At 48.2% G+C, this 24,767-nt stretch carries 21 protein-coding genes; 9 read left to right on the forward strand and 12 right to left on the reverse strand.

What is annotated here, in order from left to right; translation table 11 throughout:
* Positions 1–69: 69 nt before the first annotated feature.
* Positions 70–708: an alpha/beta hydrolase gene (locus tag IKG78_RS01500; protein WP_290938422.1), complete on the forward strand. Its 639-nt coding sequence runs from the start codon at positions 70–72 to the stop codon at positions 706–708.
* A gap of 121 nt (positions 709–829) precedes the next feature.
* Here IKG78_RS01500 and lnt read toward each other — a convergent pair whose 3' ends face one another.
* The 3 genes from lnt to IKG78_RS01515 all read right to left on the reverse strand — a co-directional run bounded on the left by lnt (position 830) and on the right by IKG78_RS01515 (position 4,260).
* A complete protein-coding gene (gene lnt, locus IKG78_RS01505) occupies positions 830–2,794 on the reverse strand; it encodes an apolipoprotein N-acyltransferase (protein WP_290938424.1) in 1,965 nt (654 codons plus the stop codon).
* A gap of 150 nt (positions 2,795–2,944) precedes the next feature.
* Entirely contained in the window at positions 2,945–3,631 is a 687-nt protein-coding gene (rsmI, locus tag IKG78_RS01510; RefSeq protein ID WP_290938426.1) for a 16S rRNA (cytidine(1402)-2'-O)-methyltransferase, read from the reverse strand.
* 128 nt (positions 3,632–3,759) lie between these two features.
* Positions 3,760–4,260 carry a hypothetical protein gene (locus IKG78_RS01515; RefSeq protein ID WP_290938428.1) on the reverse strand — a complete coding sequence of 167 codons (501 nt, stop codon included), beginning with the start codon at positions 4,258–4,260 and terminating at the stop codon, positions 3,760–3,762.
* 118 nt (positions 4,261–4,378) lie between these two features.
* On the opposite strand from IKG78_RS01515, the gene IKG78_RS01520 reads away from it, so the two are divergent.
* The gene (locus IKG78_RS01520; RefSeq protein ID WP_290938430.1) at positions 4,379–5,098 is read left to right on the forward strand and encodes a UDP-2,3-diacylglucosamine diphosphatase; all 720 of its coding nucleotides are present in this window, start codon (positions 4,379–4,381) and stop codon (positions 5,096–5,098) included.
* A gap of 17 nt (positions 5,099–5,115) precedes the next feature.
* Here the strand turns inward: IKG78_RS01520 and IKG78_RS01525 are convergent, their stop codons facing one another.
* From IKG78_RS01525 to IKG78_RS01555, 7 genes are all read right to left on the reverse strand, one after another.
* The gene (locus IKG78_RS01525) at positions 5,116–5,424 is read right to left on the reverse strand and encodes a hypothetical protein (protein WP_290938432.1); all 309 of its coding nucleotides are present in this window, start codon (positions 5,422–5,424) and stop codon (positions 5,116–5,118) included.
* 163 nt (positions 5,425–5,587) lie between these two features.
* Entirely contained in the window at positions 5,588–6,325 is a 738-nt protein-coding gene (locus IKG78_RS01530) for a hypothetical protein (protein WP_290938434.1), read from the reverse strand.
* 181 nt (positions 6,326–6,506) lie between these two features.
* Complete coding sequence (locus tag IKG78_RS01535; protein WP_290938436.1) at positions 6,507–7,202, reverse strand: alpha/beta hydrolase; 696 nt, start codon at positions 7,200–7,202, stop codon at positions 6,507–6,509.
* A 219-nt stretch (positions 7,203–7,421) separates the two neighbouring features.
* On the reverse strand, positions 7,422–8,381 hold the full coding sequence (argF, locus tag IKG78_RS01540; protein ID WP_290938438.1) for an ornithine carbamoyltransferase: 960 nt from the start codon (positions 8,379–8,381) through the stop codon (positions 7,422–7,424).
* A 1,193-nt stretch (positions 8,382–9,574) separates the two neighbouring features.
* Positions 9,575–10,603 carry a tRNA dihydrouridine(20/20a) synthase DusA gene (gene dusA / locus IKG78_RS01545; RefSeq protein ID WP_290938440.1) on the reverse strand — a complete coding sequence of 343 codons (1,029 nt, stop codon included), beginning with the start codon at positions 10,601–10,603 and terminating at the stop codon, positions 9,575–9,577.
* A gap of 18 nt (positions 10,604–10,621) precedes the next feature.
* Positions 10,622–12,325: a diguanylate cyclase gene (locus IKG78_RS01550; protein WP_290938442.1), complete on the reverse strand. Its 1,704-nt coding sequence runs from the start codon at positions 12,323–12,325 to the stop codon at positions 10,622–10,624.
* A 32-nt stretch (positions 12,326–12,357) separates the two neighbouring features.
* Complete coding sequence (locus IKG78_RS01555) at positions 12,358–13,917, reverse strand: sugar ABC transporter substrate-binding protein (protein WP_290938444.1); 1,560 nt, start codon at positions 13,915–13,917, stop codon at positions 12,358–12,360.
* Between the two features lie 122 nt (positions 13,918–14,039).
* On the opposite strand from IKG78_RS01555, the gene IKG78_RS01560 reads away from it, so the two are divergent.
* From IKG78_RS01560 to IKG78_RS01590, 7 genes are all read left to right on the forward strand, one after another.
* A complete protein-coding gene (locus IKG78_RS01560; RefSeq protein ID WP_290938446.1) occupies positions 14,040–14,426 on the forward strand; it encodes an NUDIX domain-containing protein in 387 nt (128 codons plus the stop codon).
* A 109-nt stretch (positions 14,427–14,535) separates the two neighbouring features.
* Complete coding sequence (locus IKG78_RS01565) at positions 14,536–14,973, forward strand: DUF3332 family protein (protein ID WP_290938447.1); 438 nt, start codon at positions 14,536–14,538, stop codon at positions 14,971–14,973.
* 766 nt (positions 14,974–15,739) lie between these two features.
* Positions 15,740–16,462, forward strand: a complete 723-nt coding sequence (locus IKG78_RS01570; protein ID WP_290938449.1) for a tetratricopeptide repeat protein — start codon at positions 15,740–15,742, stop codon at positions 16,460–16,462.
* 175 nt (positions 16,463–16,637) lie between these two features.
* Complete coding sequence (locus IKG78_RS01575) at positions 16,638–17,855, forward strand: serine/threonine protein kinase (protein WP_290938451.1); 1,218 nt, start codon at positions 16,638–16,640, stop codon at positions 17,853–17,855.
* Between the two features lie 24 nt (positions 17,856–17,879).
* Positions 17,880–19,334 carry a sigma-54 dependent transcriptional regulator gene (locus IKG78_RS01580; protein ID WP_290938453.1) on the forward strand — a complete coding sequence of 485 codons (1,455 nt, stop codon included), beginning with the start codon at positions 17,880–17,882 and terminating at the stop codon, positions 19,332–19,334.
* Between the two features lie 44 nt (positions 19,335–19,378).
* Positions 19,379–19,933, forward strand: a complete 555-nt coding sequence (locus tag IKG78_RS01585; RefSeq protein ID WP_290938455.1) for a hypothetical protein — start codon at positions 19,379–19,381, stop codon at positions 19,931–19,933.
* A 15-nt stretch (positions 19,934–19,948) separates the two neighbouring features.
* The gene (locus IKG78_RS01590) at positions 19,949–21,094 is read left to right on the forward strand and encodes a hypothetical protein (protein ID WP_290938457.1); all 1,146 of its coding nucleotides are present in this window, start codon (positions 19,949–19,951) and stop codon (positions 21,092–21,094) included.
* Positions 21,095–21,157: 63 nt separating this feature from the next.
* Here the strand turns inward: IKG78_RS01590 and IKG78_RS01595 are convergent, their stop codons facing one another.
* Both IKG78_RS01595 and IKG78_RS01600 read right to left on the reverse strand, forming a co-directional pair.
* Positions 21,158–23,470, reverse strand: coding sequence for a glycosyl hydrolase (locus tag IKG78_RS01595; protein WP_290938458.1), 2,313 nt, complete (start codon positions 23,468–23,470; stop codon positions 21,158–21,160).
* A 108-nt stretch (positions 23,471–23,578) separates the two neighbouring features.
* Complete coding sequence (locus tag IKG78_RS01600) at positions 23,579–24,583, reverse strand: aldose 1-epimerase (protein WP_290938460.1); 1,005 nt, start codon at positions 24,581–24,583, stop codon at positions 23,579–23,581.
* Between the last annotated feature and the right edge of the window lie 184 nt (positions 24,584–24,767).

The following is a 24,767-nucleotide window of genomic DNA, read 5'->3' on the forward strand; positions in this document are numbered from 1 at the left end:
TGAAAAGAAATTTTTTCGGCAATGATATACCGGTGTTTAGGTAGATTCTTCACATGTGTGAGGTTGAATATGAGCGAAAAATGGATCTGGCTGCCCGATTGGGCCTCAAATCTCGGGATTTGGGAAGATGATCTGATGGACGTAGCTCCTTCAGCAAACCATATCTATGTGCAGTACAGCCAGTTGGCTGAATTTTTGGAACATCCGATGGATATTCCAGAACTCAAGAAATCATCGACTGTCGTGGCATGGGGACTGGGGGCTTTGTCGCTCCTGTGTTCCGGGTCTGGGCCCCAAAAGGGGCAAAAGTGGATTCTGCTTTCGCCTTATGCCGATTTTTGTGACGAAATCGGGAACTGGACCGTGCCGAACCTTCATTTCATGGCGCACCAGCTTTTAACGACCACGGAACCTGCGCTCAAATCGTTCATGGAACTGTTCGAAGAAGATTTTGGCGACTGGCAAGACGACTGGTTCGACGAGGCCAAGAAGTACGATGCGGAGTCGCTTTCGAAAGGACTTATGTATCTGGCTGAACATCGTGTAGAATCTGTTATCCCGAATAGCGAAAAGATTCAAGTGCTTTACGGGCGACTGGACACAGCCGTTCAACCAGAATGGACCTTAAAGCTCAAGGAATTCCTGCCCAAGGCAGAATTCAAGGAACGCCCCAAAGCAGGACACTGGCCCCCGATGCTGTTGCTTTGATCAAGTAGACAGTGGTTAGTAGGCAGCCCTTCGACAGGCTCAGGGACCTGACTAGGTTGGTGAGCTTGCCGAACCATGCCGCGATTATAAAAACTTCCTACTTCCTACCGCCTACTTCCTACTAATTCCTAATCGCTTGCTCCTGTAACCTTTTTTCCAGCTTTGCTACTGCGAATACGGCTACGAGATAAATCGCTAGGAACCATAAGAGAAATTCTTCGAAAAGCTCTCCTATGATTGTATAGAACGTGCTCCTTGTCTTGAGGGGCATTTTTCTTTGTATGACGCGGGTTTCAAAGATTTCTGTATTCTGGTCGTAGTGGCCGTACTGGTCGATGAATGCGGAGACGCCGCTGTTTGCCAGGCGTGCAACGGGGTAACCGTAAGAGACCGCCAAGTGGCGGACGATGTTCAGGTGCTGGTAGGGGGCGGTGCTTCGACCGAACCAGCCGTCATTCGTGATGTTCACCATGAGGCGAGATCCTGCTTGGATGGCGTCGCGGACGAGGTCTCCGAAGATGGCGTCGTAGCAGATGTAGGGAGTCCAGTTGTAAGGTCCATAGACGGGCGTTTCTTTGCCGGGAACAAAGTCGCCTTCGCCAAGATCCACGTAGTTCAGGATGGGGAACACCTCGTCGAAGGGGATGCGTTCGCTAAAAGGAACGAGGTGCTTTTTGATGTAACGCTTTGGGAAACGGTGGTCGCCCGGAGTAAAGAGGAACGAGGCGTTGTAGATTTCGAAACGGCGCGGATTGTTGAGGTCTTTGGAAACTTGCTTGTAGTCCAGGGCTCCGGTAAGGATATTTACGTTTTTTTCGTCGGCCATTTGATGCAAACGGTCGATAACCTCTGGTTGAGTGCGGATGTGTGCCGGGACAGCGGTTTCTGCAAGCAAGATGATGCTTGTACCTGGCTTTGTGCTGTCCATGGCCATGCCGAAAGTTTTGTTTATGATGGCATCGAATCGTTCCTTGCTCCATTTGGCGCCTTGGGCGATGCTGGGCTGTACCATGGCTATTGTGGGATTCTCTTGTGCTTTGGTGTTATAGAATGGAGCTGCTTCAGGGGCCGAAAGAACATAGCAACCATGAATCAGAAGTGCGAGGAAAACGATGAAGGGTACTGTAAAGAGTATGAGTTTTTTTCTCCCTTTTTGTATAAAGGCGTATGCGACAATCTGGTTCGAGGCCATGATTAAAATAGTGTAGCCGAATACGCCGATAATGGAAAGCGCCTGAATGAGTTCAATGTGGTTGCCCAGTGTATAGCCGAGATGGTTCCACGGGAATGCGAAGTCGCCGTGGGTGCGGAACATTTCGATGGATGCAAAGAAGAGCGGAAATAATGCGAGTAAGTACTTTTTGGATTTGAACTTGAAATTTTTTATGGTAGTATAAGCGAATGCGGCGAGAACATTGAACAAGCTAAGGTATGCTATCAGGAGGAGGAGGCCAAGGAAGATGAGCTCTGATGGGGCAGTCTCCACGTTCATCACGTTCCTAATCCAGTAATAGTTGACGGAGTTATAGACCATGCTTGCCCAAAATGTCGCAAAGATGGCTGTTTCGCGGTTGAATCTGTTCAAGACGATGAACCACGGTACAAGCAAGACGAACATCGCAGGGCCAAGCGGGAGCGGCGGGAATGCGAAAGCGACGAACCCCCAAGAAATCGTTGCGAGAGCGAGTGCGATAAGAGGTTCTTTTTGCCTGAATAGCTTTATGTTCCAGCGGATGAACTTCGAAAACCAGTATAGTGCCATCGGGATAAATGTCACGACAATCTGGAAGAGTCCGGCATGTCCGTTTCCGCTTTTATCTCCGATGGTATAGTCTAAAGCAAGGAACGCAAAGACGATGATGCCGTAAGTGTTCATGAAACGCGAAAACGGGCTGCGAACGTTCTTTAGGAATAAAAACGGCAGTGCGGCAATAAGCGGCAACAACTGCGGACGTTGCATGTAAAGCCCTGGCGTGTCCGGTCGCAATAGGAACAGTACCAGTTCAATTGCAACAAGAACAGAAACGTAAACCTTGTATGCCTTCGGAAGAGATTTAAGCTTGTTTAGAAGTTGGTCAATGGTCATTGGTTATTAGTAGGAAGTAGGCAGTAGGAAGTGGTTAGTGGTTGGTGGTTAGTGGTTAGGATATATAATCGCGGCGAACCCGTTTAATAAAGACGTACGGAGTGCGAGTGTTGTTTCCTAATCCCTAAAACCTACAACCTATAACCTATCTCACAGTCCGCTTTTATCTTGGGGGTTGAACACGAGCACGAATTCACCTTTGGGCGGGTGCGCCTTGAAGTGTGCGGAGATTTCTGTCGGCGTTCCGATCAGGTGTTCTTCGAATTTCTTGGTGAGTTCTCGCATCAGAGCAATCTTGATGTCGCCAAAGACTTGCTTGATTTCTTCGACGAACTTGTCGATGTTGTGTGGACTTGCGTAAAAGATTTGAGTCGCTTCTTCGTCCTTCAGCTTTTCGAGCAAGTGGATACGCTGGGCGCTCTTCTTGGGCGAAAAGTATTGGAACGTAAAATGGTCGGTCGGCATGCCGCATGAGACAAGTGCCGTAATCATTGCACACGGGCCCGGGATGGCACGTACGTCAATCCCTTCGCGGACGCATTCACGCACGAGATTGAATGCGGGGTCGGCAACGCCGGGAGTGCCAGCATCGCTCACCAATGCAATGTCGCCTGTGTTCTTGAGAAATTCAACGTACTTCGGCGTGACTTTTTCTTTGTTGAAGTCGTGATAGGCTTCCATGGGCGTCGTGATGCCGTAATTGTCAAAGAGAATCCTCGAATGACGGGTGTCTTCGGCAAGGACGAGCGGAACTTCCTTGAGAATGCGAACCGCACGGTACGTGATGTCTTCCATGTTCCCGATAGGAGTCGCAACAATGTATAAAGTGTATGGCATATTCGATTTAGACGAAAGAACGGGCTTTGCCCTATAGACTATAGACGAAAGATAGTAATTAAAATTTGTCAATGGTCGTTAGTCATTAGTTGTTAGTTTTATAATCGCGCCGTAGGCGCCTAACTAACCTAATAATCGCTTACGCTGTTCATGTCCGTTTGTCTGTTTGCATTGAGTTCAAAGGTGAGGCGTTGCACGAGTTTGCGGTGCATTTCTTTGGAGGCTTTATTGACGAGGTCTGTACGGAACCATCCATAAAAAGTCGCCTTTACGTCTTGTTGCTCAATGAATTCTACATGCCGCGCAAGAGTCCCGTTGCAGAAAATACGTGCAGAAAGTGCGTAAGTCCAAGATTCGTTGACGGGGAGGATGGGCCAAAACGGAATCAAAACGGCGAGGTTCCAAGCGGAATGGGGTTCATTTTGCTGGACTGTTGCCTTGATAGTCGCTTCGCCGCGGCAAGCTTCACGCGGAAAGTCCTGCTCGCTTGCGGCTTTCGTATAGGCTTTTAGCAAGTCTTGCGAGAGTTCTAACGAGTCTCTCCCGTAAATGAAGGGGATGTTACCGAAAAAACTGTAATTTTCATCGGTCAGGGGAATCCCTTCGAGGTCGCCTTGCGTGAGCTTCATAGAGCATCCCGACAGAACGGATGCTAAAGCAAGGGCGAAGCAAAAAAAATAGATGTTGAAGCGCATGTGTCAAAGATATAAAAAAACGAACGTTATAAATTTTATTAAGATTGATGGTATGGAATTGCCTGCTTATTTTATTAGTGACGCACATTTGGGTATCGAGCCGCCGGGCGCGGTTCCTGATAGGGAACGAAAATTAATCCAGTTGCTTTCTTCGTGGAAAGGTAAGGCGAGTCATGTTGTTGTGATCGGTGACCTTTTTGAATTTTGGTACGAGTACAGCTATTATGTGGCCGCAGCACATCTTAATTTGTACCGAGTTTTTGCCGAACTGGTAGAATCGGGTGTTGAAGTTCATCTTTTGCAAGGTAATCATGACTTTGCATACGGGGATTTTTTCCCGAAAACGTTAGGCGTGGCTGTCCATAAATCCGTTATTCTTGAAATTCAAGGCAAACGAGTCTATTTGACTCATGGCGATGGCGTTGCTGCGTCCGATCGCGGCTACCGTTTTTTACGTCGAGTGCTCGATTTTCCGTTCAATCGGTTCCTTTTTAGGCAAATTCATCCGGATTGGGGGATGGGGCTCGCGCGTTTTGTTGGGCGGAACAGCCGTAAATATGGCGAAAACAAAACGATTAAAATAGATGAATATTTGGAATGGGGCGACCGCATTTTGGAAAAAGAGAAATGCGATTTCTGCATTCACGGTCATCACCATATTTCTGGCATTTGGAACAGGCCCAATGGTGTGATTGCATCTCCCGGAGAGTTTATAAAAAAGCCCGCCATCCTCCGGATGGAGAATGGCGAACTAAACTTACTGTCGCTTTAAAGCGGATTTAGTAGAAATTATTCACCGATATCTTCAGCTCGACCTTCTGATGCTTTAACCATCTTCTTGGAGGATTTTGAACCCCAAAGTGCAGAGACTAGGTCCATGCTTGAAAATTCTTGCCAATAATCTTCTACCCAGCACCAATGGTGGACTTCACCCTTTTCGTCGGTAATGCTCCAATTCTTCTTTACAGAGAAGGTCATCTTCTTGACCTGCGGTGTATAGTAAGGATCGGACGTTTTTTCCGGCTCAATGGTGATTGTCCAGGCTTTGCCTTCGGTACGCTTGTATATAGCGATATTCAATGCCAAAAACAAAACCATAGTAATGATGCCCCACTTAAAGTTCTTCTTCGTCAGCAGGTATATAAATAACAGAAGTAATAATATAGCGAGTGCTGCGAAGTTGTAGTGAGTTGGATAAAATACTTTGAATACATCAATCATTTTATCTGTTCTCCCTTTTGAACTTTATTGGATTCTTCGATTACTTTTTCTTGGCTGCTTTCTGCTGAGCAACGAGCGGTGCGACGCTGAACGTGAGGACGTTCTTATCAACCTGGCTTTCGGTACGGAAGCTCTTGAGCGGAAGAGCGATGCCGTGAGAAGAAAGCGTGCCCATGAACGAAGCGTTTGCATGGCTTGCAATGGTACGGACGTTGATGAAGCCCTTGTTCTTGCTGAACGTCAGCTTGAAGGTCTTCTTGGCTGCATCGTATTCGGCAACCATAGTCTTGTTTTCCTTGGTATTCAGAGCATTCTTGGTGTTGTGGTCAAAAATGATGGTACCACGGGTATCAATGGAGAGCATGGTCTTGTTGCCAACTGCGTTACGGCAGGCAAGAGTCGTCCATTCGCCTTTCTTCTTGGAACCCTTGGCGGTGAAGACATACTTGTTACCTTCCTTGACCAAAGTGTATGCACCGGTTGCAACTTCGAGACCGATGGCGTTGAATGCACCCTTGAAGTAAAGGAACTTGGACTTGGAGCCGATGATTCCGTTGATGAAGCGGAAAGAAGTAGCCTTCGGGGTCTTGATCGGCGTGATAGCGATGCGCTTGCCTGCAACATCGACTTCGACGTCAACATACGGACCGACATCGACGGTTCTGCCATCTTCTGTCTTAGTTTGAGTGGCGAGCTTGTCGAGCTTGAGCGTCTTGACAGCTTCTTCCGGGAATCTGATGAAACCACGGACATCCATTTTTACAATTACGTTTTCCATTTACACCTCTTTTGTTTGTTGTATTGTTGATAAAATAAAAACTTTTTCTACAAATGTCAATGTTTTTTTTCCAAAAAACAAGTACAAAGAAAAAAATAATTTTTTCGTAACCAATAACATTTGTTGTATAAAAAATAATAATAAAAAAGTAAAATGTTGCAACAAATGAAAAAAAATTTTTTTATTTGCGTTTTTTTACGTCAAAAATGGCCTCTGATAAGGATTTTTCACCCCGCGTTGATAAATTAACGTCCTTAAGTGCCAGTCCGATTTTGTGATTTCTATCACGGAATCGAGCCCGATCTGACAGAATCACGATGTTTTTTGTGGTAGAAATGTCTGTTTTTTCGATTTTTATGTCGGCTCGGACAAGGAATTTGGGGTATAGAATCCGGTATTTTTCGGAAATTACGTCTGCAATACTTAAAACAGGGTCTATTAAAATGACTAAATTGTCCGTTTTTACCTTTTTTGTGGCTAAAATGGCGCCTGTACCGCGCCCAGCGACGATTTCGGGTTCTTTGCCGTTTATTTGCGAGGCGCATTCATAAATCATTTGGGCGTCGGATTCAAAAGTTTCTTGAGAGGGCGTTCCTTTGTTGTTTCCGCTTCCGCGGTAGTTGAATGTGGCTGCGGCGTAACCGGGCAAGGAATCAAGTTCGGCCAAGAATTGGGCGGCATCTTCGTCGGCGTCGGGGTAGTAGAGTAAAACGTTATTATGTTCGTTTCCGATAACAAAACCTTCAAGAACTGTACCGTCGTCGAGTGTGCAGTTTATGTTTTTTGCATTTTCCGCGATAGCGGCCCTGGCTTCGTTGTGCGTAATGGCTCGCGGGAAGGCGTTGCGGCGTTCGGTCAAAGCCAGATAAAATACCATGCTTACATATATAATAAGGAGAATCCCTGTAAAACGTAGGATTCGACTGACTGTTCCCATGAATACATCTTTTATTTTCATAATAGATAAGATAGTAAAGTTAGATGGATGAGTATCGCTATTATATATAAAGACCGCAGCGAGGTGCTACGGTCTTTATATATAGTCTATGAAATGCGCTTGTTCGTGTGATTGAATATAGCTTCTTTTCGCTTATTCTTACTTTGCGAACGGTTCCATCACCTGCCAGAGCACGGCCTTGTGGGCGTGCAGGCGGTTTTCGGCTTCTTCGAAACTCATGTTCACGTCGAGGTTGTCCATCACGGAGTCCGTGATTTCTTCGCCGCGGTGAGCGGGCAAGCAGTGGCTGACCTTGCAGTGTGCTGGAGCGAGCTTTAAAAGTTCGTCGTTGATCTGGAACGGCAAGAAGTGAGACTGCTTTGTAGCCTTTTCGCCTTCTTGACCCATGGAAACCCAAACGTCGCTATAGAGAATGTCGGCGTCCTTGACAGCTTCCTTCGGGTCGTTGAATATGCGGTACTCACAGCCGTGATTCTTCAAAAGCGGCAAAGCTTCTTCGACAACGTTTTTGGGCTGTTCGAATCCCTTCGGACAAGCGAGTGTGAAGTTCATGCCGACCTTTGCGGCAAGAGCGAGGAACGAATTTGCGACGTTGTTGCCGTCACCAATGAAAGCGACCGTCTTCGGCTTGCCATCAGCGTTCTTGAATCCGCCGAGGTTTTCGTTAATCATTTGGGCAAAAGCGATAGCTTGGCACGGGTGGCAATCGTCGGTCAATGCGTTCACGACTGGGATGGAACCATATTCAGCAAGTTCTTCGACGAGCTGCTGCTTGAAGCAACGGACCACGATGGCGTTCACCCAGCGGCTAAGGCAGCGGGCGACGTCCTTGACGCTTTCGCGCTTGCCAAGACCGATCGAATCTGGGGAGAGCAATACGGCGTGGCCGCCGAGCTGGTTCATGCCCACCTGGAAAGTTGTAATAGTTCGCAAAGACGGTTTTTCGAAGAACATGCCGATGTTCTGACCGTGGAGACGGTCGGAGACCTTGCCCGCGTGGACTTCTTTCTTGAGCTGCGAGGCAATGGCGACGGTTTCGAGAATGCGTTCTTCACTCCAGTCCATGAGGCGGAGGAAGTGTTTGTTGCGATCTATCATTTCTTTTCCTTTGGGCGAAACCCTTTTTTACCAAGTTATTTTACAATTTTTTTTGTATAAAAACGTTTTTTTCGAGTGTTTCCTGTCACTTTCCTAAATGAAAAACGAAAAAACGGAGCTTTTACACTCCGTCTTTTACAGGAAATCACAAGAAAATGCTAACGGATATTAGCGAAGTTTCTTTTTGTGACGGTCACGACGACGGCGTTTCTTACGCTTGTGAGTCGCAATCTTCCTGCGCTTTCTTTTCTTTCCGCAAGGCATGTTGTATCTCCGTTAAAGGTTAAACTTAAAAATACGCATCCAAATAGAGAAAAAAAATTTTGATTTGTCAAGGGGTCGAGTGGGGATTTTTAGACGAAAGAACGCTCGCTTCGGGGCTACAGACGAAAGACGAGAGACGAAAGACGACAAATGCGGAGGGCGAGCGTTCGCGGGGGTGCTCGCACACCCATGACCGAGCCCAGCATTTGGTATATGAGCCGAAGGCGAATATACAAAGACGAGAGATTGAAGAGGTATTAGGTAATAGGTTGTAGGGGTTAGGGATTAGCAATGGGCATGCTCGTGAACTCGCTTTGGGGTCGCTCCGCTCTGGGCTATGGGCACGCTACGCTTTGGGGATGACTGCTTCGGGACCGTTCTAATCACAGATACGGCACTAACCGCAGACACGGCACCCCTCGCGTTGTCACCCCGGCCTAAGGTCCCTGAGCTACGTCGAAGGGCCGGGGTCAGATTGTACGGCACCAATTGCATACCTCTATTTTCATTATTTGCCACCCGGATAGCATTAATCCACCAGAAAGAAAAAACGTTAGTTTTTTCACAATCCGTGTGGCCTCTTTATGCAGTTCTATATGCTTACACGGCACTAACCGCAGACACGGCACCCCTCGCTTACACGGCTCCCATTACAGATACTGCACCAATCGCATTTCACCGCCAACTTCACGCATGGATCCTATCGGCTTCGCCTCCAGGATGACCTCATTGAAAACTGAGCTTTGTGCAGATATGGTTCCTATTACATTGTCTACTCGGCCTAATAAGCGATGCTTTGTGCTACGTCGAAGTGTGCCGGGGGCGGCTTTCTTTTTAAATAACGGATCCCGGAACGGTGTCCGGGATGACAGCTTTCTTCCTACATCCTACTGCCTACTAACCACTAATCACTGTCTACTTCCTACTTCCTACTCACTTACCATGTCCATCGCTTTCCTAATTAATGCGACCGCGCCGCCGTATTCCTTGGCTCGGGGACTTTCGTTGCTGAGCATGGCGCGGTACTTGCGCGCTCCGGGGAGCCCGGTAAACAGCCCGTAGAGATGCTTCACGAGAATGGTTGCGGGGCAGCCTTCGGCGGTCTGCTTTTCGACGTAGGGGAGGTAAGCTTCGAGGAGTGCCTTGCGTGTGGCGGGGCGGGCATTCCCTGCGATGATTTCTGCGGGGTCTGTGCTTTCGGGGCGAACATCGTTAAAGATGCGTGCGTCGGCATCGCGCAGGAACCACGGATTTTCGTAGGCTTCGCGACCAACCATCACGCCGTCGAGGTCTTGGAGTTGTTCTTCGATTTGGTCGAGTGTCTTGATGCCGCCGTTGATGCTGATGTTCAAGTCCGGTATTTCTGCTTTGAGACGGTGCACAAACTCATAATGGAGCGGCGGCACTTCGCGGTTTTCCTTGGGAGAAAGGCCTTTGAGCCATGCCTTGCGGGCGTGCACTATAAAGATGCGGCAACCGGCATCGCGTACGGTTTGGATAAAGTCTGTGAAAAATTCCCAGCTATCGAGGTCGTCAACGCCGATACGGCACTTGATGGAGACCGGGATTGATACGGCATCTTGCATGGCTTTGAAGCAATCCGCGACAATTTGCTTTTCCTTCATGAGGCATGCGCCGAATTTTCCGTTCTGCACGCGGTCGGAGGGGCAGCCGCAATTCAAGTTGACTTCGCTAAAGCCTGCGGCTTCAACAAGCTTTGATGCTTGGGCGAGTAATGTCGGGTTGCTTCCGCCTAGCTGCAATACGGCGGGGTGTTCAATCGGCTCGTGACCGAGGAACATGTCGGTGTTGTCGCAATGCAGAAGCCCTGTAGCGACAACCATTTCGCTGTACAGCAAAACATGCTTGGAGAGCAAACGCAAAAAGTAACGTTCGTGGCGGTCCGTGCAGTCGAGCATCGGAGCGATAGACAGTCTTCGGTTAAAGTCGATGTTCATGCACGTAAAAATAGAATTTTACGACTGCTTGGCGTTTTCAGTTTTTTTCTCGAGGTCTTCAGTCCAGATGACAACTTTGTTTCTGCCGGTTTCCTTTCCGTCGTAAAGAGCCTTGTCTGCAAGCTGGATGCAGCGTTCTGCACCGAGACTGCTATCATACTGGGCAACGCCAAGAGTTATTGTCGCCTTGATTTCTTGGTCGCCAAAGAAAATCGTCTGGTTTTCGATTTGCTTGCGGAAACGTTCTGCGACGAGAGCGGCGTCGTTCACTTCTGTTTCCGGCAGGAGCGTCAAGAATTCTTCGCCTCCGTAGCGTGCGAGAACATCGTACTTACGCAGCAAACTGCGGATAGTGCTAGAAACAGACTTGAGCACGGCATCGCCAGTGGCATGGCCATAAGTATCGTTGACATTCTTGAAATGGTCGATGTCGATAAAGATGATGCTGAACGGCTTCCCTGTACGGTTGGCGCGTTCCACTTCTTTTTCGATAGTCTTGTGCATGTCGCGACGGTTCGGCAGTTGCGTGAGTTCGTCTGTTCTCGAAATGATATCCAATTTCTTGTTTGCTTGTTCAAGCTCGTAAGTGCGTTCCTTGACTTCTTTTTCAAGCAAGTCCCTATGTTCGTTCAATTCCTTAATTTGTCGCTTGATAGTCGCGTGCATCTGGTTGAACACTTTGGCGAGCCGTCCAATTTCGTCTTGGCTTCTTTTTGACTTGAATTCTTCGATGTCAAGGTTTCCTTCCGTGATTTGCGAAATGTGGTCAATCAAGTTGTTCAACGGCTTGCAGACAATCAAAATCTGCCAAAGAGACACGAGCAAGATGGCTATAATCGAACTGTACAAAATAATGCGGCTGATATGCTTGACCGATGAAACCATGGCGTCAATTTCGCTTTTGGGCTGGAGAGAAATGAGTCCAAGATCGTTGCTCGAATTGAACGTCCTGTTGATGAGGTAGGTTTTTCCGTCTTCAAGTGTCACGAATTGAATGTTGTTCTTGATATCTTGTTTGATATTCATTTCTCCAAGGCCGAGTTCGGACATCTTGTGGACTCCGTCTAGCCAAGTGCGCATATCAGGGTGGTAGAGGATTTCTCCTTGACCGTTGCAAGCAATGAGAATTCCGTTCTGCCCTACTTTGTATTCTGAGAAGTATTTCCATAAACGGCGGATTGAAAAATTGGATACCAGTCGTCCGTCGCCGTGTGCTCGGTCGTTGATAACAACGCCGAATGCGCGCTTGGGTGTTCCGTCTGTATCACGGTACCATGGTGAAGCGGTGGTCTTGTGCGGCGAAATGCGGTTGAATTCGATAGGATAGCTGATTTTTGTCGAACCCAGCATGGCATTATTGCAGACAAGGTTGTAACTCCGGTCGAAAAGCGAGATGGATTCGCCAGAAATGAATAGAGACGATATGTTGTAGCTTTTAAGATATCCGGCCGCTATGAGTTTGTCCATGCTTTGGATTTCGGAAGTCTTTGCCAACAAAGACAGACGGCTTGCAAACTGTTCCATTTCGTTGTTGACCGTGTTTGCAAGCAGCTGCAACTGGGTATCATTGGTATCATAACTCAGCTTCAGCGTGGTCTTCATCTGTTTTTGCGTAAAGATGTAGGTTCCGATCGTTACGATCATGAGCATTGAAATAATCAAAAGTATTAAGCTCTTGATGATAATGCTGTTCGTAATGTTTGAAAATCTTAAACTACTCATAGCGGAATCTTTTTTGAAGTGTTGCTATCGGATTAGCGCTTCTTTTTGCGGGTGACGGCAAAGATGAATCCGACAAGCACGGCTATAGCGAAAATCCAAGGGGTAGGATTAAAGCCGGAGTCTTCCAGTTCTTCTGGAGTGGGAGCCGGCTGTTTCGTTATGTGAGGCGTGTTTTTCTTGGTTTCCTTTATGTTGAGCGCTTTGTGCCACGTTTCGCGGAACTCTGCAAAAGTCAAGCCGTCAGGAGTCCTGTTGTTCAGGCGCTTGTTTATGTCATTCGAATATTTCGTGAGGATTTCGTAAATCTTTTCTTCGGAATAAAGCGCTGGAATTTCGAGATGGTCCCAGATGGCGCTGAACATCGCGACAAGAATCTGTTCGATATCGCCCCATTCAGGAATAGCGGTGTAGGCGCGTCCTGTGCCGAGCATGGGAACGAGCGTCTTGTAGTCGTCATCCTTGGACCAGTTGGCGAGCACCTTCTTTGAAGCGGGGAGCATGCCGATCTGCTTGGTGTAGGCATCAAGGTTTTCGTCGTTGGTGAGATAAAGTAAAAGATCTAGAGCTTCCGGCTTTTTGTTGCCCGTCGGGATGGCGAGGTTGCTTCCGCCGATGAAGCAGATGGAACCTTCCGTGCCTTTCGGTATGGGGAGCGCCATGACACTGTCGTTACCGATTCTCGTGTTTAAAAGACCTCCCTTTTCTCCTTCGATTCTCGTCTGCATGATAACTTCGGAGGTGTTCACGATAAATGCGAGTTCGCCTGCATTAAAGTGCTGGACGATTTGAGCCGTGTTCATCTGCAAAGCATCGGTGCTGACTAGGGTGTCTAGAACGAAGCTCAAATACTTGGCAATGCCGTAAATGGTCTTTGGAGAAAGGACATTTGCTTTCCACTTGCCTTCCTGGTCTTTGGCGATAAAGTCACCGCCATTGCTCCACATCCACGGGGCGAAGTTGTGCGGAATGTTCCAGTCGATCTTGCTTGGGAACGCAAATGCACGTACCTTGGTGCCGTCGTCAAGTGTTTCGTGGCTGTCGTTTACTTTGCGGATGGCCTTTACAAAACCATCGAATGTTGCGATATCTTCAGGCTTGATATTGTTTTTCTTTAGGATGCGCTTGTTCGCCAAAATCGGGCGGATGTCGATAAACCACGGAACGGAATAAATGGTTGTGTCGGAATCGATATGCGTTGTGTTCCAACTTACAGGGACGAACCGGGAGGGGTCAATCTGCGGGAGCCATTCGTTCAAAGGCTTGATTTCGCCACGGGAGGCGAAGTACGGAACCCAAGTGGTGCCGAGCTGCAATACGTCCGGTGCGTCAATGCCGGAGGAAAGGGCTGTCGTGATGCGGTTCCAAGCTTCGCCCCAGTCCAAAACGACGACTTTCGTCTTGATGCCCGTTTTCTTGGTATAAAGGTGCAGTCTCTGTTCGAGTTTTTCTTGTGGCGATGCCCCGTTCGGCATAATCCAAACTGTCAAGCTATCTGGTTTGGCAGCCTGTTTTGCTTGTGGTGCCTTTGCTGCAAAAATGGTTGAAACAGCAATCATTGTTATAATGCTGATAAGCTTGGTTGCCACCTTCATTGGTTTACTCCTTTTCCAAATCGACAAAATGTATCTATCATGTATGATATTTGTAGATTTAATAAAAAGATAAAAGAAATCAAAATAAAAAGTTGTGAGGGAAATTCCAAAATGGGGGATAAATGCTTGCAGTTTGCGGAATTGTAAAGAAAAATGGACGGGTTTTGATGTGTAAAAGGCCTGCCGGGGGGCCTTTTCCGGGCTATTGGGAACTTCCGACGGAAAGTTTGGAAGGTGATGAAACGCTTGAAGATGCTTTAGAAAGAGTTTTTTTTGAACGGTTGACGGTCAATCTCTGGCAAGTGCAGCCTTTGGGCGCCGTGGATTGTGGCTTGTTTAAAGGCGATGTGAATGATGATAACGTTCGACTGTTGGGCTATGAAGTTGAGCTTGAAAAAAATTTCTTCCATATATATGGATACGACGATTTTCGCTGGGTGAAAGTTTCGAATTTGAAAAAAATGAGAGTTTTGGAACCATGTGTGACGATGCTCACGAAAAAGCTGTGAGCTATTGTAAATTTGCCGGTTACAATTTGTTGTGTTACTAGCAAAGAGAGTTAATGTTTCTTATATTTCGCTCAAAATCAAAACACTAAAATATAAGGAGTTTGTAAACATGAAAAAAGCAATCCTCGCTCTTATCTGTGCAGGTACCCTCGTTCTCTCTGGATGCCATGGTAGCTATGGCCTTACCAAGAAGTTGCTCCGCTGGAACGGCTCTTTGGGCAACAAGTGGCTCAACTCTTGCGTCCACTTCCTCTTGTGGGTTGTTCCTATTTATGAAATCAGTATCGGCCTTGTCGATTGGCTGGTCCTCAATACGGTTGAATTCTGGACGGGTTCCAATCCGCTTGCTTCTGACGACTCCTACTACCAGAAGGACGAAAAGGGCAACTCCGTTGCTGCAGTGAAGAACGAAGACGGTTCTCTCTCTGTGCAATACACGACTTCTAAGGGCGAAACCACGAACCTCACCCTCCAGCGTGACGAAAACGTTGTCCGTGCACTCGATGCCGAAGGCAACCTCGTAGCCCAGTACGAAATCGACAAGTAAGATATTTTTCTTACGACAAATTCTTTTGCCCCGCATTCGCGGGGCTTTTTTGTTATGTGTTAGGTTATAGGTTTTAGGTTGTAGGGATTAGGTTGGTATGGGCTATGGGGTGTGAGGTTATTGTAATTAGATTGCTCAAAACATTAAGTTTGTCTGCCTTGGCTAGAGCTGGAGTCTGCTTACACAGTACTAATCACATTGTCACCCCGGCCTCTTAGGTCCCTGAGCTCGGTTGGTGAGCCTGCCGAACCATGTCGAAGGGCCGGGGCCGGCTTACACGGAACTTATTACAGATACGGAACCTATTGCGATTGCTCATACCTCAAAGCCCGCTGTAGCGGGCGACCCCATACCCCATACCACTAACCACTGTTTATTGTTCACTGTAACTGGATCCTATCGGCTGACGTCTCTAGGATGACAACTTCGAATCTTTACCATCTACAGACAAATAACCAATGCTAACAACCAATAACCAATGACTAATGACTACTGACCAACAACCATTGACCAATTTACAACAATCTCTCGTCTATAGTCTATAATCTTAGACGCCTTCGGCGTCAGGTGCTGCGTTTCGGTCATGCCGATGAGTAAACTCATCGTCGCGACGCTCAACTTGCAACCTACTCGTCTCAAATTCAACACTCTCTCGTCTTTGCACATGTGCTAAATGCTAGGCTCAATCATGTAAAAACAAGTTTTTACGCGATATTCGCCTTACGCATTTATAGTCTCTCGTCTAAAATTTATATATACTTATAACATGCTGTGCTGGGTTGTTCATGGACGCTTTATCGGCGGGTTGAAACTTTTGTTCGCGATGCTTGTCGCGACGGTTTTTGTTGCATGCAATGGAAATGACATGAACCGTGGGGACGAGGCTCTCCGTATCGGCGATTACAAGCGGGCGGCGAAGAATTTCTCGAAAGTTCTGGACGCTCAACCGGCGAACAGGGATGCCCGCTACGGACTTGCGATTGCGTATTACGCCATAGCCGAGGACAAGGAACGCATAAAGGAAAATACGCTTCCTTTGTGGGAGCGCACTGTCCGCGAATTTAAGATTTTGTCTGCGGTCGATAGCAGTGAAAAAATAAAGCCCATGTACTCGACTTCGTTGTTTTACCTTGCTCGCGCCATGCTTTCGGCTAACGACCATGCCAAAGTGCTATCGCTTTTGGACAAGTCCATCCAGCTCGACCCGGAAAATTACTTTAGTTACAACCTCAAGGCCTTGATTCTTAGCGGTCAGGGTGATGTTGAAGAAGCGAAAAAAATTTATGCGTACATCGTGACGCGTGAACCGAAATTTGCATCGGCATACGTGAACCTCGGAAACCTTTACTGGAACGCTCGCGATTATGAATCTGCATGGGATATCTGGTCGATGGGCCACGAAGCTCTGCCGCAAGATGCGGTACTAGCCAAATGGACGCTCATTGCAGAAGATTCGCTCAAGGCGATGGTTTATTCGGGTAAATTATAAGCGGGTAAGCTATGGTCACCTCTAAAAATTCATTTTTAAAAATTTGGCTGCAACACTTCGTGCAGTTTCGTCACTCAAAGAGGCAAATACCTCCAGTATTCACCTCTTTTCGTTCCTGCCTGCACTTGGTTTCGCTCAAATTTTTTTGATCAAAGCAATTTTTAGAGGTTCCCTTATGAAAAAGTCCGAAAAGTCGCTCTTGGACTCCGTGGCGGGTGCTGTATTGCTGCATCGAGGCGGCGAAGCGTCTATTTACCTCTTGAATATCGGCGGGAGGCCTTTTGTACTCAAGTGGTATAACGACGGATTCTCGTTTGACGAAAACGTTGTTGAAAAAACGTACAAAGTGCATGTTCCGGGTTTGTACCGCATAGAAGAATGGGGCGAACGCGACGGAACGCCATACTTGATTTACGATTTTGTCGAGGGCGTTGTTTCGGACAAGTTAGGCAAAGTGCCTGTGGCGGTGGCGTTATTTGCACTCCGTCAGGTAACATCGACGCTTGTCGCTTTGCAAAAGCAGGGTGTTTCGCATGGGGACTTGAGTCCTGCGAATGTGATTTTTTCTGTGTCGAATGCAACCGCGGATCGCAAAACTGGTGCGAACAATGCGGATTCTGCGAATTTGCAGGCCGTCCTTATCGATTGCGGAATCGTCGGTCCGGGGGTGTTGGCGTATGCGGCTCCGGAACGTTTCCAAGGCAAGATTGCTGACGAAAAAAGCGATTTGTTCAGCCTCGGCCTTTTGCTGTACCGCTGGATTGCGGGCGAAGACCTTGTCTGTGCGGATGGCTATGAGCAGTTTGCCGAGCAGATGGCGAACATTGATAACGTGAACGTTACGGAAAAGCTTTACGCATCAGGCGATTTCAATACGCCGGAAGGGGAGCTGCTGCTTTCGGCACTGGAGCCTTTGTGGGCAGGGCTGCTCCGTTCTGATGTCGCGGAACGTGTCGAGGACTTGGACGAACTGGATGAGCTTTTGGAGATTGCGCTGGACAAGATTGTTCATGGCGAAGTGGCTCTTGTGACGCTTGTCACTCAGTTTACAGGCTCGATATTTTCTGCACGGATGGGCTTTGGATCGACGGGGGCTGGCTTGTCCGGGAATGCGGTACTAAAAGTTCCAAACCGTTTGGAAAAGGACCTCCCGTTTGTGGTTCGTAAGAAAAAAAATGGGCTAAAATGGGGCGTTTTGGGCGTTTTGATTCTTATATTAGCTTTGATAGTTCTGTTGCTTTCGAGCGGAACGATGCGTTTCGGAATCGATGCTACAGGGGACAAGCTGTTAAAGCGGTCAAGGAACATGGAATCTTCGGCTGAAAGCGAAGTTTCGCCTAATTTAAAGGTCGATAGTTTGCTTTTGGAACTCCCTGTGCCTGCTGCCGAATAACAGCGTAAATTACAGGGTTTTGTTATGAAATCGGAATCAATGCTCGCCACAGAAAAGATGCTTGATGTGGTCAAGACTCTTTTAGACGAGGAACAGCCCGAGGCTCTATTCCCGAAAATTCTGGATGTGGCCAAGGATGTTTTGCATGCGGATGCCGCTGTCTTGGACATCGGCGGTGAAGATCCGCTCCATTTTTCGAACCCTGAAAAAGTTTCTATTTCCATTTCGGCGGTGAAGCTTGCGAAAAACGAAAAGCGTGCCGTTGTGTGGAACCAGCTCGATGATGAATCAGCGGATTTGTCCAAGTCGATTGTGCAGAACCAGCTTACGAGTATCATGGTGTCGCCTTTCCGCACGCCAGATTCCGAGGCAGGGTACCTTTATTTGCAACGTGCCGCCCGCAAAGAGCCGTTTACCGAAGAAGATAGCGCACTGTTTGATTCGTTTGTGGCGGTCTGCGAAAAGTTCGCTTTTGCGGCCTACGACCGCTTGCGCGACAAGGAATCGCTCGATACGCTGAAAAATGTCGTCCGCAAAGACGGGATTGTTTATTCGTCCAAATCGATGATTGATGTGATTGCCATGGCGGATAAGCTTTCGCCGCTCCCGCTCCCGGTGATTATCCGTGGCGAGACGGGAACGGGCAAGGAAGTGATGGCGCGTTACATCCACAAGCATAGCCCACGTGCCGAGAAGCCGTTCATCGCGGTGAACTGCGGTGCCATCCCGGAACATTTGATGGAATCGCTCATGTTCGGGCATGCGAAGGGTTCGTTCACGGGGGCGATTGAAAACAAGAAAGGCTTTTTCGAAGAAGCCGACGGCGGTACGATTTTCCTCGACGAAATCGGCGAACTCCCGCTCAATATGCAAGTGAAGCTTTTGCGCGTGCTGCAAGAAAAGCATATCACGCGTGTGGGCGACAACCGCGAAATTCCGGTGAACGTGCGCGTGATCAGTGCAACGCACGTGGATTTGGAACAAGATGTTCGCGAAAAGCGATTCCGCGAAGATTTGTATTTCCGCATACAAGTGTTGCCGCTCGAACTCCCGCCGCTCCGTGACCGCGGTCAGGACGTGGTGCTTTTGGCGGAAAACTTTATACAACGTTACGGCGCGGAATACGGACGCGGGAAATTCCATCTGAGCCGCAATGCCGAAAAGGCTCTGCTCGGTTACCACTGGCCGGGCAATGTGCGTGAACTCGAAAACCGCGTGCAGAAGGGCCTTGTGCAGGCTGTTCATGGTGTCATCCAGCCCAAAGATTTGGGACTTGACGACATGCAGGTGCAGGCGAAGGAATCCCCGCGCACGCTCAAGGAAGCCCGCGAAGCGGTCGAACGCGAAGTGATTTCCCATGCTCTCAAGGATTCCCGTGCGAATTTGACGCTTGCGGCGACCATCCTTGGCATTGACCGTAAGGTGCTGCGTGAAATCATGGAACGTTTGAACTTGAAAAAAGAAGACTTTAAGGTGTAGCGATGTGGGGTAAATTGTCGATGCTTAACTTAAGGAGTGTGGTCATGAAAAAAATCGTAATGGCGTCTGCGGTGATGGCGGCGACCGCTATGGCAGGCGATTTGGATTCTCGTCCGGCGGCAAGCGTCCCGACGCCTGTTGAAGCCCGCGAGGCGTTACACAATGTTCCGAACATGTCGGAAAAAGAAAAAGGCGACTGGCAAAAGTTGCGTGAAGAACGGCGAGCCGCTCGTGAACAAATTCTTCAGGACTTGAGGAATAAAACCGCCGCCGAGAAGGGCGAAATGCGGGATGCTTCTGCGAAAGCTCCTGTTGCGGGCCTCCCTGCGGTCGAAAAGCATGTGCCTGAAGCTCCTATCGAAAGAAATGAAGATAAACTCAAGAAAGACCTTGTCCGTGAAAAGAAACTGGAAGAAAAGCAAGCCCAGAAAGGACCTCTGTGGAACCCTCCGTTTGGCCCGATGGGTCGCCCTGGAGACAAAAAAATAATGGAGCCTTTGCATCCGGGCGATCCGCGTTTGCGCGAAAAAAATCCGAAAGATAAACCGGTGGTAAAACCTATTATGCCTGTGTTCCCCAAGGGCTGGAATAAGGGTTAATTTCTGAGAATATAAATGTATCGTTTGTTTGGTTTTATCTTTTTGCTATTTGCAACTGCGCTTTTTGCCGAGACGCAGGAGGAAGCGTATTACCGTGCGATGAAATTCGAGGAATCGGGTGATATTCCTGCGGCTATTCAAGCATTTGAAGAAGCTGCGGCCTTGCCGGGCGAATATACTGAGGAAATTCAGGAAATTATCCGCGAATACAAGGCGGCGTTGGGAAATGGCGGCGAAGAATCGACGGACTCGACGGATGTTTTGTCCGAAGAAAAACCGTGGGAATTCCATGTTGCCGGGGAACTTGGTTTTTACGGCATGCACTACAAAGCGACCGGCATGGATGAAGGCGAGGTTGGCGGAGATCTTTTCCTGAACGTGAATCCGTATGTGGATTATGAATACGGAAATTGGCTGCACACGTTCTCTGCGTATGCTCAGGCGGATTATTTCTTGAACAACGATAAAATGACAATGCTCGATACGAACGACTGGAATGCCGCTCTTGGGCTTGAATATACGTTGTTTGGACGCGGCTTGCTTTTGGATGTGGGCTATGACTTCAATATTGAAGGAGAGGCTCTTTCGTCGGATTTTTTTGCATGGTTTGAAAAGGACTTGTACCGTTTTGAAAAACAGCGCGTGGGCGTTGTGGGGTGGGCGTACTACCAGACCTCAGGCCCTATGTCGTATGCGTTGTACGCTTCGTGGCATAGGACTGTACCCGAAGGCTTGAACGGAACGGTTTATGTGGGGGCAAAGCTCGATGGCGATTCTGTTACGCTTTGGCAAGAAAAACCTGTTAATGATTCTTTGACCGACGAAAAAAGTGTGGAATGGCTTGGTTCTGTAGCGAAATGGTTCGGCCCTGTATTGCGTTCCAGAATTTCGTACAAGTTTAAAAACCGCATTACAGTTGAAGCAAAGATGAACTTGTCTTACGGCTTTGCCGTCGGCACAACGGATCCAGATTACGAAAAAAGCAAGAAATTTTATGGGTTGTTGGGTGCGACCGTTTCGTGGAAACATTGGAAGATGAGTTATTATCTGGGACTGGAACGCAGTTATACGCGCTATTATTGGTATGGCATTTATAAGAGAGTGAATAACGAAAGCACTTCGCTGAATTGGCTAAAACTTGGCGTTAAGTGGGACTTTTAGTAGATACGGAAATTCCCGACTCTAATTGAGCCGGGAAATGTGTTTTGCTTTTTGTGTTATGATCTACTTGTTAAAAATTTGCTTAGACGCAGTGATTCCGACTCCCTTCACTCGGACAATGTACTGACCCTTGGCGACGTTCTGGAGGCTGAACGAATGTTCGCCTGCGCTGAGGTTGCCACGGTAGAGCGTTGCGACTCGCTTGCCGTTCATGTTAAATACATCGACGCTTGCAAAGCCGGAGGTGTTTGCCGTGAGCGAAACGTTGCCGTTCTTGACGCTCATGCCAGCCTTCTTTGCTGCGACCGACTTGATTGCAGATGTATTTACTGGCGTGCCATCTTTGTTATAAAGCTCAATACTCGTGACATGACCGACGCTTTGTTCGGCTGCGGTAAAGAGTTCTGTTTTCTTGTTGAATCCGTTAATGACAATACCGTTGTCCGTAACCATGTTGTCGAAGAGCACAAGGCCGTTGAACCCTGCGGCTCCGCCTACAACCAACGTCACAGAGAACATGTTATTCAAATCCATTGGCTTTTCGTTACCGTCAGCATCCGTGTATGTCGTGATGTCGAATTCGCAGGTGGCCTTAGTCCCGTCATTGAGCCAGCAACCATCCGAAGCCGACTGTTCCCAGGTCCAAGCCTTGTCCTTGGAACCGTCGCGTACAAAGGCAAGACCCACCCAGATGCCGTCATTGACTCCGCCGGAGCCTTTGTTTTCGATGGTAACGGCGATGCTTTTTGCACCCGTCAAATCTGGAATTTTTCTGTATTCGATGTTGGCGCCGCTGTCGTTAAACGCCTTGAATGTCACGCCCATGAGGAGGTCCACGTTTTCGGAATTTGCCTTGGCGGTGTCGGCACCGAACTTCGCGTTTGCGGTCGATGTCGGGCACACGTTTGTCGCTGCGGCAGCCTCGTTGTAGCTATCCCAGCCGGGCATCTTGTCGAGCGTGACAATGCGTTCGTCAGCGAGGTTCTTTTGCCATACGCCAGCCGCAGTCTGGCTCACGTAACCCCCGGACCATGATTCGTACCACGGCATCCACCAGCTCCACGTGGCTCCATCTTCGTACATCTTCTCGACGTCAGGAATTGGGCCGTTTTCACTGAGCGAAATAATCTTGTTTGTGCCGGCTTTGTTCGTGAGGTCGATGAATGCGGCGCTGTTGCTCTGGTTGTCATTTGCGTTATTATAAATGTCAACGCTCACAACATCATAATACGTTTCGCCCGGAGTCCAAGACATCGTGGCGGCATCCTTCGGGTTGAAGTCCCAAATGAGATTGTTCACACCGTTTGTGAATACCATGCGTTCGTAGAGCAACTGGTAGAGGGCGGCGAATTGCTTGCCGGTGTGCGTGCTCCACCAGAACCATTTTCCGCCGGATTCATGCAACGGACGGAAGATTGCTGCAATGCCTTCTTTTTGCAAATCAAGGAAGATTTTTGAAACGATGTCGATATCGCCGACAATCGCTTTATAAGCTGTGGATAAAGTATCCCAAGTGGTCGTGCCGGTGACAAAAGCTTCGGTAAAGTCGAATTCGGTGTATTTTTCGCGTTCGCCCTTCACGTAAAATTCTTCTTCTTCACCGGGGCGCCAGTGCCATGTAATTGCAGGAATGCCGCCTTTTTTCCATGTCGTTTTGGCAATGTCGATGACTTTTTCCGTATATTCTTGGAACCAGCCGTCGTTCTTGTTGCCGCCGGTGGCGTTCATCAAATCAACACCGACGAGTGCCGGGTACTTGCCCGATTTTTGGAACACAGCTTGAACATCTTCGTGCTTGGTGAAATCGCCCTTAGTGTATGCGTCCATGTTGCCGGTCATCACGCCGGAAACAGTCTTTTTGCCGAAGTTGTTGACGAGGAAGTTGTAGAGCTTGATGGCGGACGGAGTGGCGGTCTTTGTCACCGGAGCGTTGCAGAGATTGAACGATTTGGCTTCGTAACCCTTGATTTCGATGTAATCAACATCAATCCAGCCCCAGCTATTGGTAATAGCGACCGTGTTCTCACCAGCGGCGAAATTGAGAACGGTTTCGACATCGACGAATTTGCCCTTGTCTGTCACGTCAAAGGTAACAGCAGAGGAGGCTCCGCCGACTTCGACGTTGTTGATTTTAGAGCCACCGTAATTGTTCATGTAATGGATGACAACGGTATATTTTCCCGCTTTTTCAACGGAAACCTTCGAAAATGTGATGTTTCCGCCGTTCATCTTGACGTACTTGCCGCCAGAAGCGGCATCACTTGTGCCTAAAGCGGCATCGCCCGAAAGGGATGCGGCTTCGGCTTCGTACTGAACCGCAAAAGCGGAACATGCAGCGGACAAGCCACAAGCTAAGAAAAATTTTTTGAAATCCATGTTCACTCCTTATTCTGTGTTCTCAAAAATATATTGAAAAAAGCAAAAATGCAACAACATTTTTGCTTGAGAGAAAAAAATATGTTTAAGGGTGATTTTGGACTAAATTTACACGTTTTTGCGAACGACCGCACCAAAATAGAACGTTCTGGATTCGCTCGGCTTAATGACAATCAAATCGCGATGATGGTTTAAAGCATCGGGTTCTGCGGTCATCGGCTCGATGGCGATGCTCATGCGGTTAGGCGGCGTGTAAATCTGGATGGCGTTATATTGTTCTTTGCCAGCCGTCTGCCAAATGAGGAGTTTTTTAGCGCTGTTCTGGAGTTTCGCGATAGCTACAATGTTCTCAAAATTATCCGCATTTTTAAAGACGAGAGACGATTCGCCCTGGTTCAAGCAAAAGCAATCGTTGATGAATTCGTCACCGATGAGGCGGCCTTCTACAAAACGTGTATCCGGCTTGAATTCACCCGTCGGGATGTCCGCCTTGTCGAGAAGCGCGAGGTTCGTTTCGGGGAGTGTCATGGTGAGATTGTTGATTTTTTCGCCCAGTGTATAGTAAGGGTGCCAACCTTCGGAGTACGGAAGGTCGCTATTGCCGATGTTCGTGACCGTTGATTCGACGCTGTAGCTTTCGCCTGTGAACGTGATTTTCGTCACGGCGCGGAAAGGGAACGGGAACCCGACAAAGGCGCCCGGCCAATCAATGCCGAAAGTCGCGGTGCACTCGTCGCGGTCACTTTCGAAGCTGAGGAGTTTCCATTCCTTGTTCTGCAAAAAGCCGTGGAGAGCGTGCGGTGCCCAGCTCACGTTATTCACGAGCTGGTAATCGTTGCCGTTCCAGTTGAATTTGGCATAGGCCACGCGACCCGGGAACGGGGCGAGGCGGCAACCGGCGTTTGTATCGGGCCCGATTTTGAAGATGTCATCGCCTTCGCGGTAGCCAAAAAGAAGGTCGGCAAGCTCGCCTGTTTTGCTGTCGGGAACACGCCAAGCGTTAAGGCCTGCACCGTATCCGCTTAAAATTTCGAACTCAGCGCCGTCATCGCGCTGCAAAACATGACACTCGACAGTGCCAATGGGTCGGGAGATGATTTTAAATTTGCTCATTTTTTCTTCAGGGTGTAATGGTTAGTTCTAAGGAATTTAGAAAAACATCTCCTTAGCACAATGTTATTATTTTCTGTCTGTAATTAACCGCACACTGAGCCTTATGCGATGGACTGTGAACTATGGCCAATGTTACTGCAGCCAACTGCGATTATTCTCTAATGACCAATGAATAATGACCAAT

Source organism: Fibrobacter sp., from assembly GCF_017545445.1.
In the GTDB taxonomy this organism is placed as follows: domain Bacteria; phylum Fibrobacterota; class Fibrobacteria; order Fibrobacterales; family Fibrobacteraceae; genus Fibrobacter.

Excerpts from the sequence above, each read along its gene's own strand:
- IKG78_RS01565 (WP_290938447.1), top strand. The coding sequence starts at position 14,536 with ATGAAAAAAGCAATCCTCGCTCTTATCTGTGCAGGTACCCTCGTTCTC.
- dusA (WP_290938440.1), bottom strand. The coding sequence starts at position 10,603 with ATGAACATCGACTTTAACCGAAGACTGTCTATCGCTCCGATGCTCGAC.
- IKG78_RS01555 (WP_290938444.1), bottom strand. The coding sequence starts at position 13,917 with ATGAAGGTGGCAACCAAGCTTATCAGCATTATAACAATGATTGCTGTT.
- IKG78_RS01550 (WP_290938442.1), bottom strand. The coding sequence starts at position 12,325 with ATGAGTAGTTTAAGATTTTCAAACATTACGAACAGCATTATCATCAAG.
- IKG78_RS01520 (WP_290938430.1), top strand. The coding sequence starts at position 4,379 with ATGGAATTGCCTGCTTATTTTATTAGTGACGCACATTTGGGTATCGAG.
- IKG78_RS01560 (WP_290938446.1), top strand. The coding sequence starts at position 14,040 with ATGCTTGCAGTTTGCGGAATTGTAAAGAAAAATGGACGGGTTTTGATG.
- IKG78_RS01575 (WP_290938451.1), top strand. The coding sequence starts at position 16,638 with ATGAAAAAGTCCGAAAAGTCGCTCTTGGACTCCGTGGCGGGTGCTGTA.
- IKG78_RS01580 (WP_290938453.1), top strand. The coding sequence starts at position 17,880 with ATGAAATCGGAATCAATGCTCGCCACAGAAAAGATGCTTGATGTGGTC.
- IKG78_RS01585 (WP_290938455.1), top strand. The coding sequence starts at position 19,379 with ATGAAAAAAATCGTAATGGCGTCTGCGGTGATGGCGGCGACCGCTATG.
- IKG78_RS01525 (WP_290938432.1), bottom strand. The coding sequence starts at position 5,424 with ATGGTTTTGTTTTTGGCATTGAATATCGCTATATACAAGCGTACCGAA.
- IKG78_RS01595 (WP_290938458.1), bottom strand. The coding sequence starts at position 23,470 with ATGGATTTCAAAAAATTTTTCTTAGCTTGTGGCTTGTCCGCTGCATGT.
- IKG78_RS01530 (WP_290938434.1), bottom strand. The coding sequence starts at position 6,325 with ATGGAAAACGTAATTGTAAAAATGGATGTCCGTGGTTTCATCAGATTC.
- IKG78_RS01500 (WP_290938422.1), top strand. The coding sequence starts at position 70 with ATGAGCGAAAAATGGATCTGGCTGCCCGATTGGGCCTCAAATCTCGGG.
- rsmI (WP_290938426.1), bottom strand. The coding sequence starts at position 3,631 with ATGCCATACACTTTATACATTGTTGCGACTCCTATCGGGAACATGGAA.
- IKG78_RS01570 (WP_290938449.1), top strand. The coding sequence starts at position 15,740 with ATGCTGTGCTGGGTTGTTCATGGACGCTTTATCGGCGGGTTGAAACTT.
- argF (WP_290938438.1), bottom strand. The coding sequence starts at position 8,381 with ATGATAGATCGCAACAAACACTTCCTCCGCCTCATGGACTGGAGTGAA.
- IKG78_RS01515 (WP_290938428.1), bottom strand. The coding sequence starts at position 4,260 with ATGAAGCTCACGCAAGGCGACCTCGAAGGGATTCCCCTGACCGATGAA.
- lnt (WP_290938424.1), bottom strand. The coding sequence starts at position 2,794 with ATGACCATTGACCAACTTCTAAACAAGCTTAAATCTCTTCCGAAGGCA.
- IKG78_RS01590 (WP_290938457.1), top strand. The coding sequence starts at position 19,949 with ATGTATCGTTTGTTTGGTTTTATCTTTTTGCTATTTGCAACTGCGCTT.
- IKG78_RS01600 (WP_290938460.1), bottom strand. The coding sequence starts at position 24,583 with ATGAGCAAATTTAAAATCATCTCCCGACCCATTGGCACTGTCGAGTGT.
- IKG78_RS01535 (WP_290938436.1), bottom strand. The coding sequence starts at position 7,202 with ATGGTATTTTATCTGGCTTTGACCGAACGCCGCAACGCCTTCCCGCGA.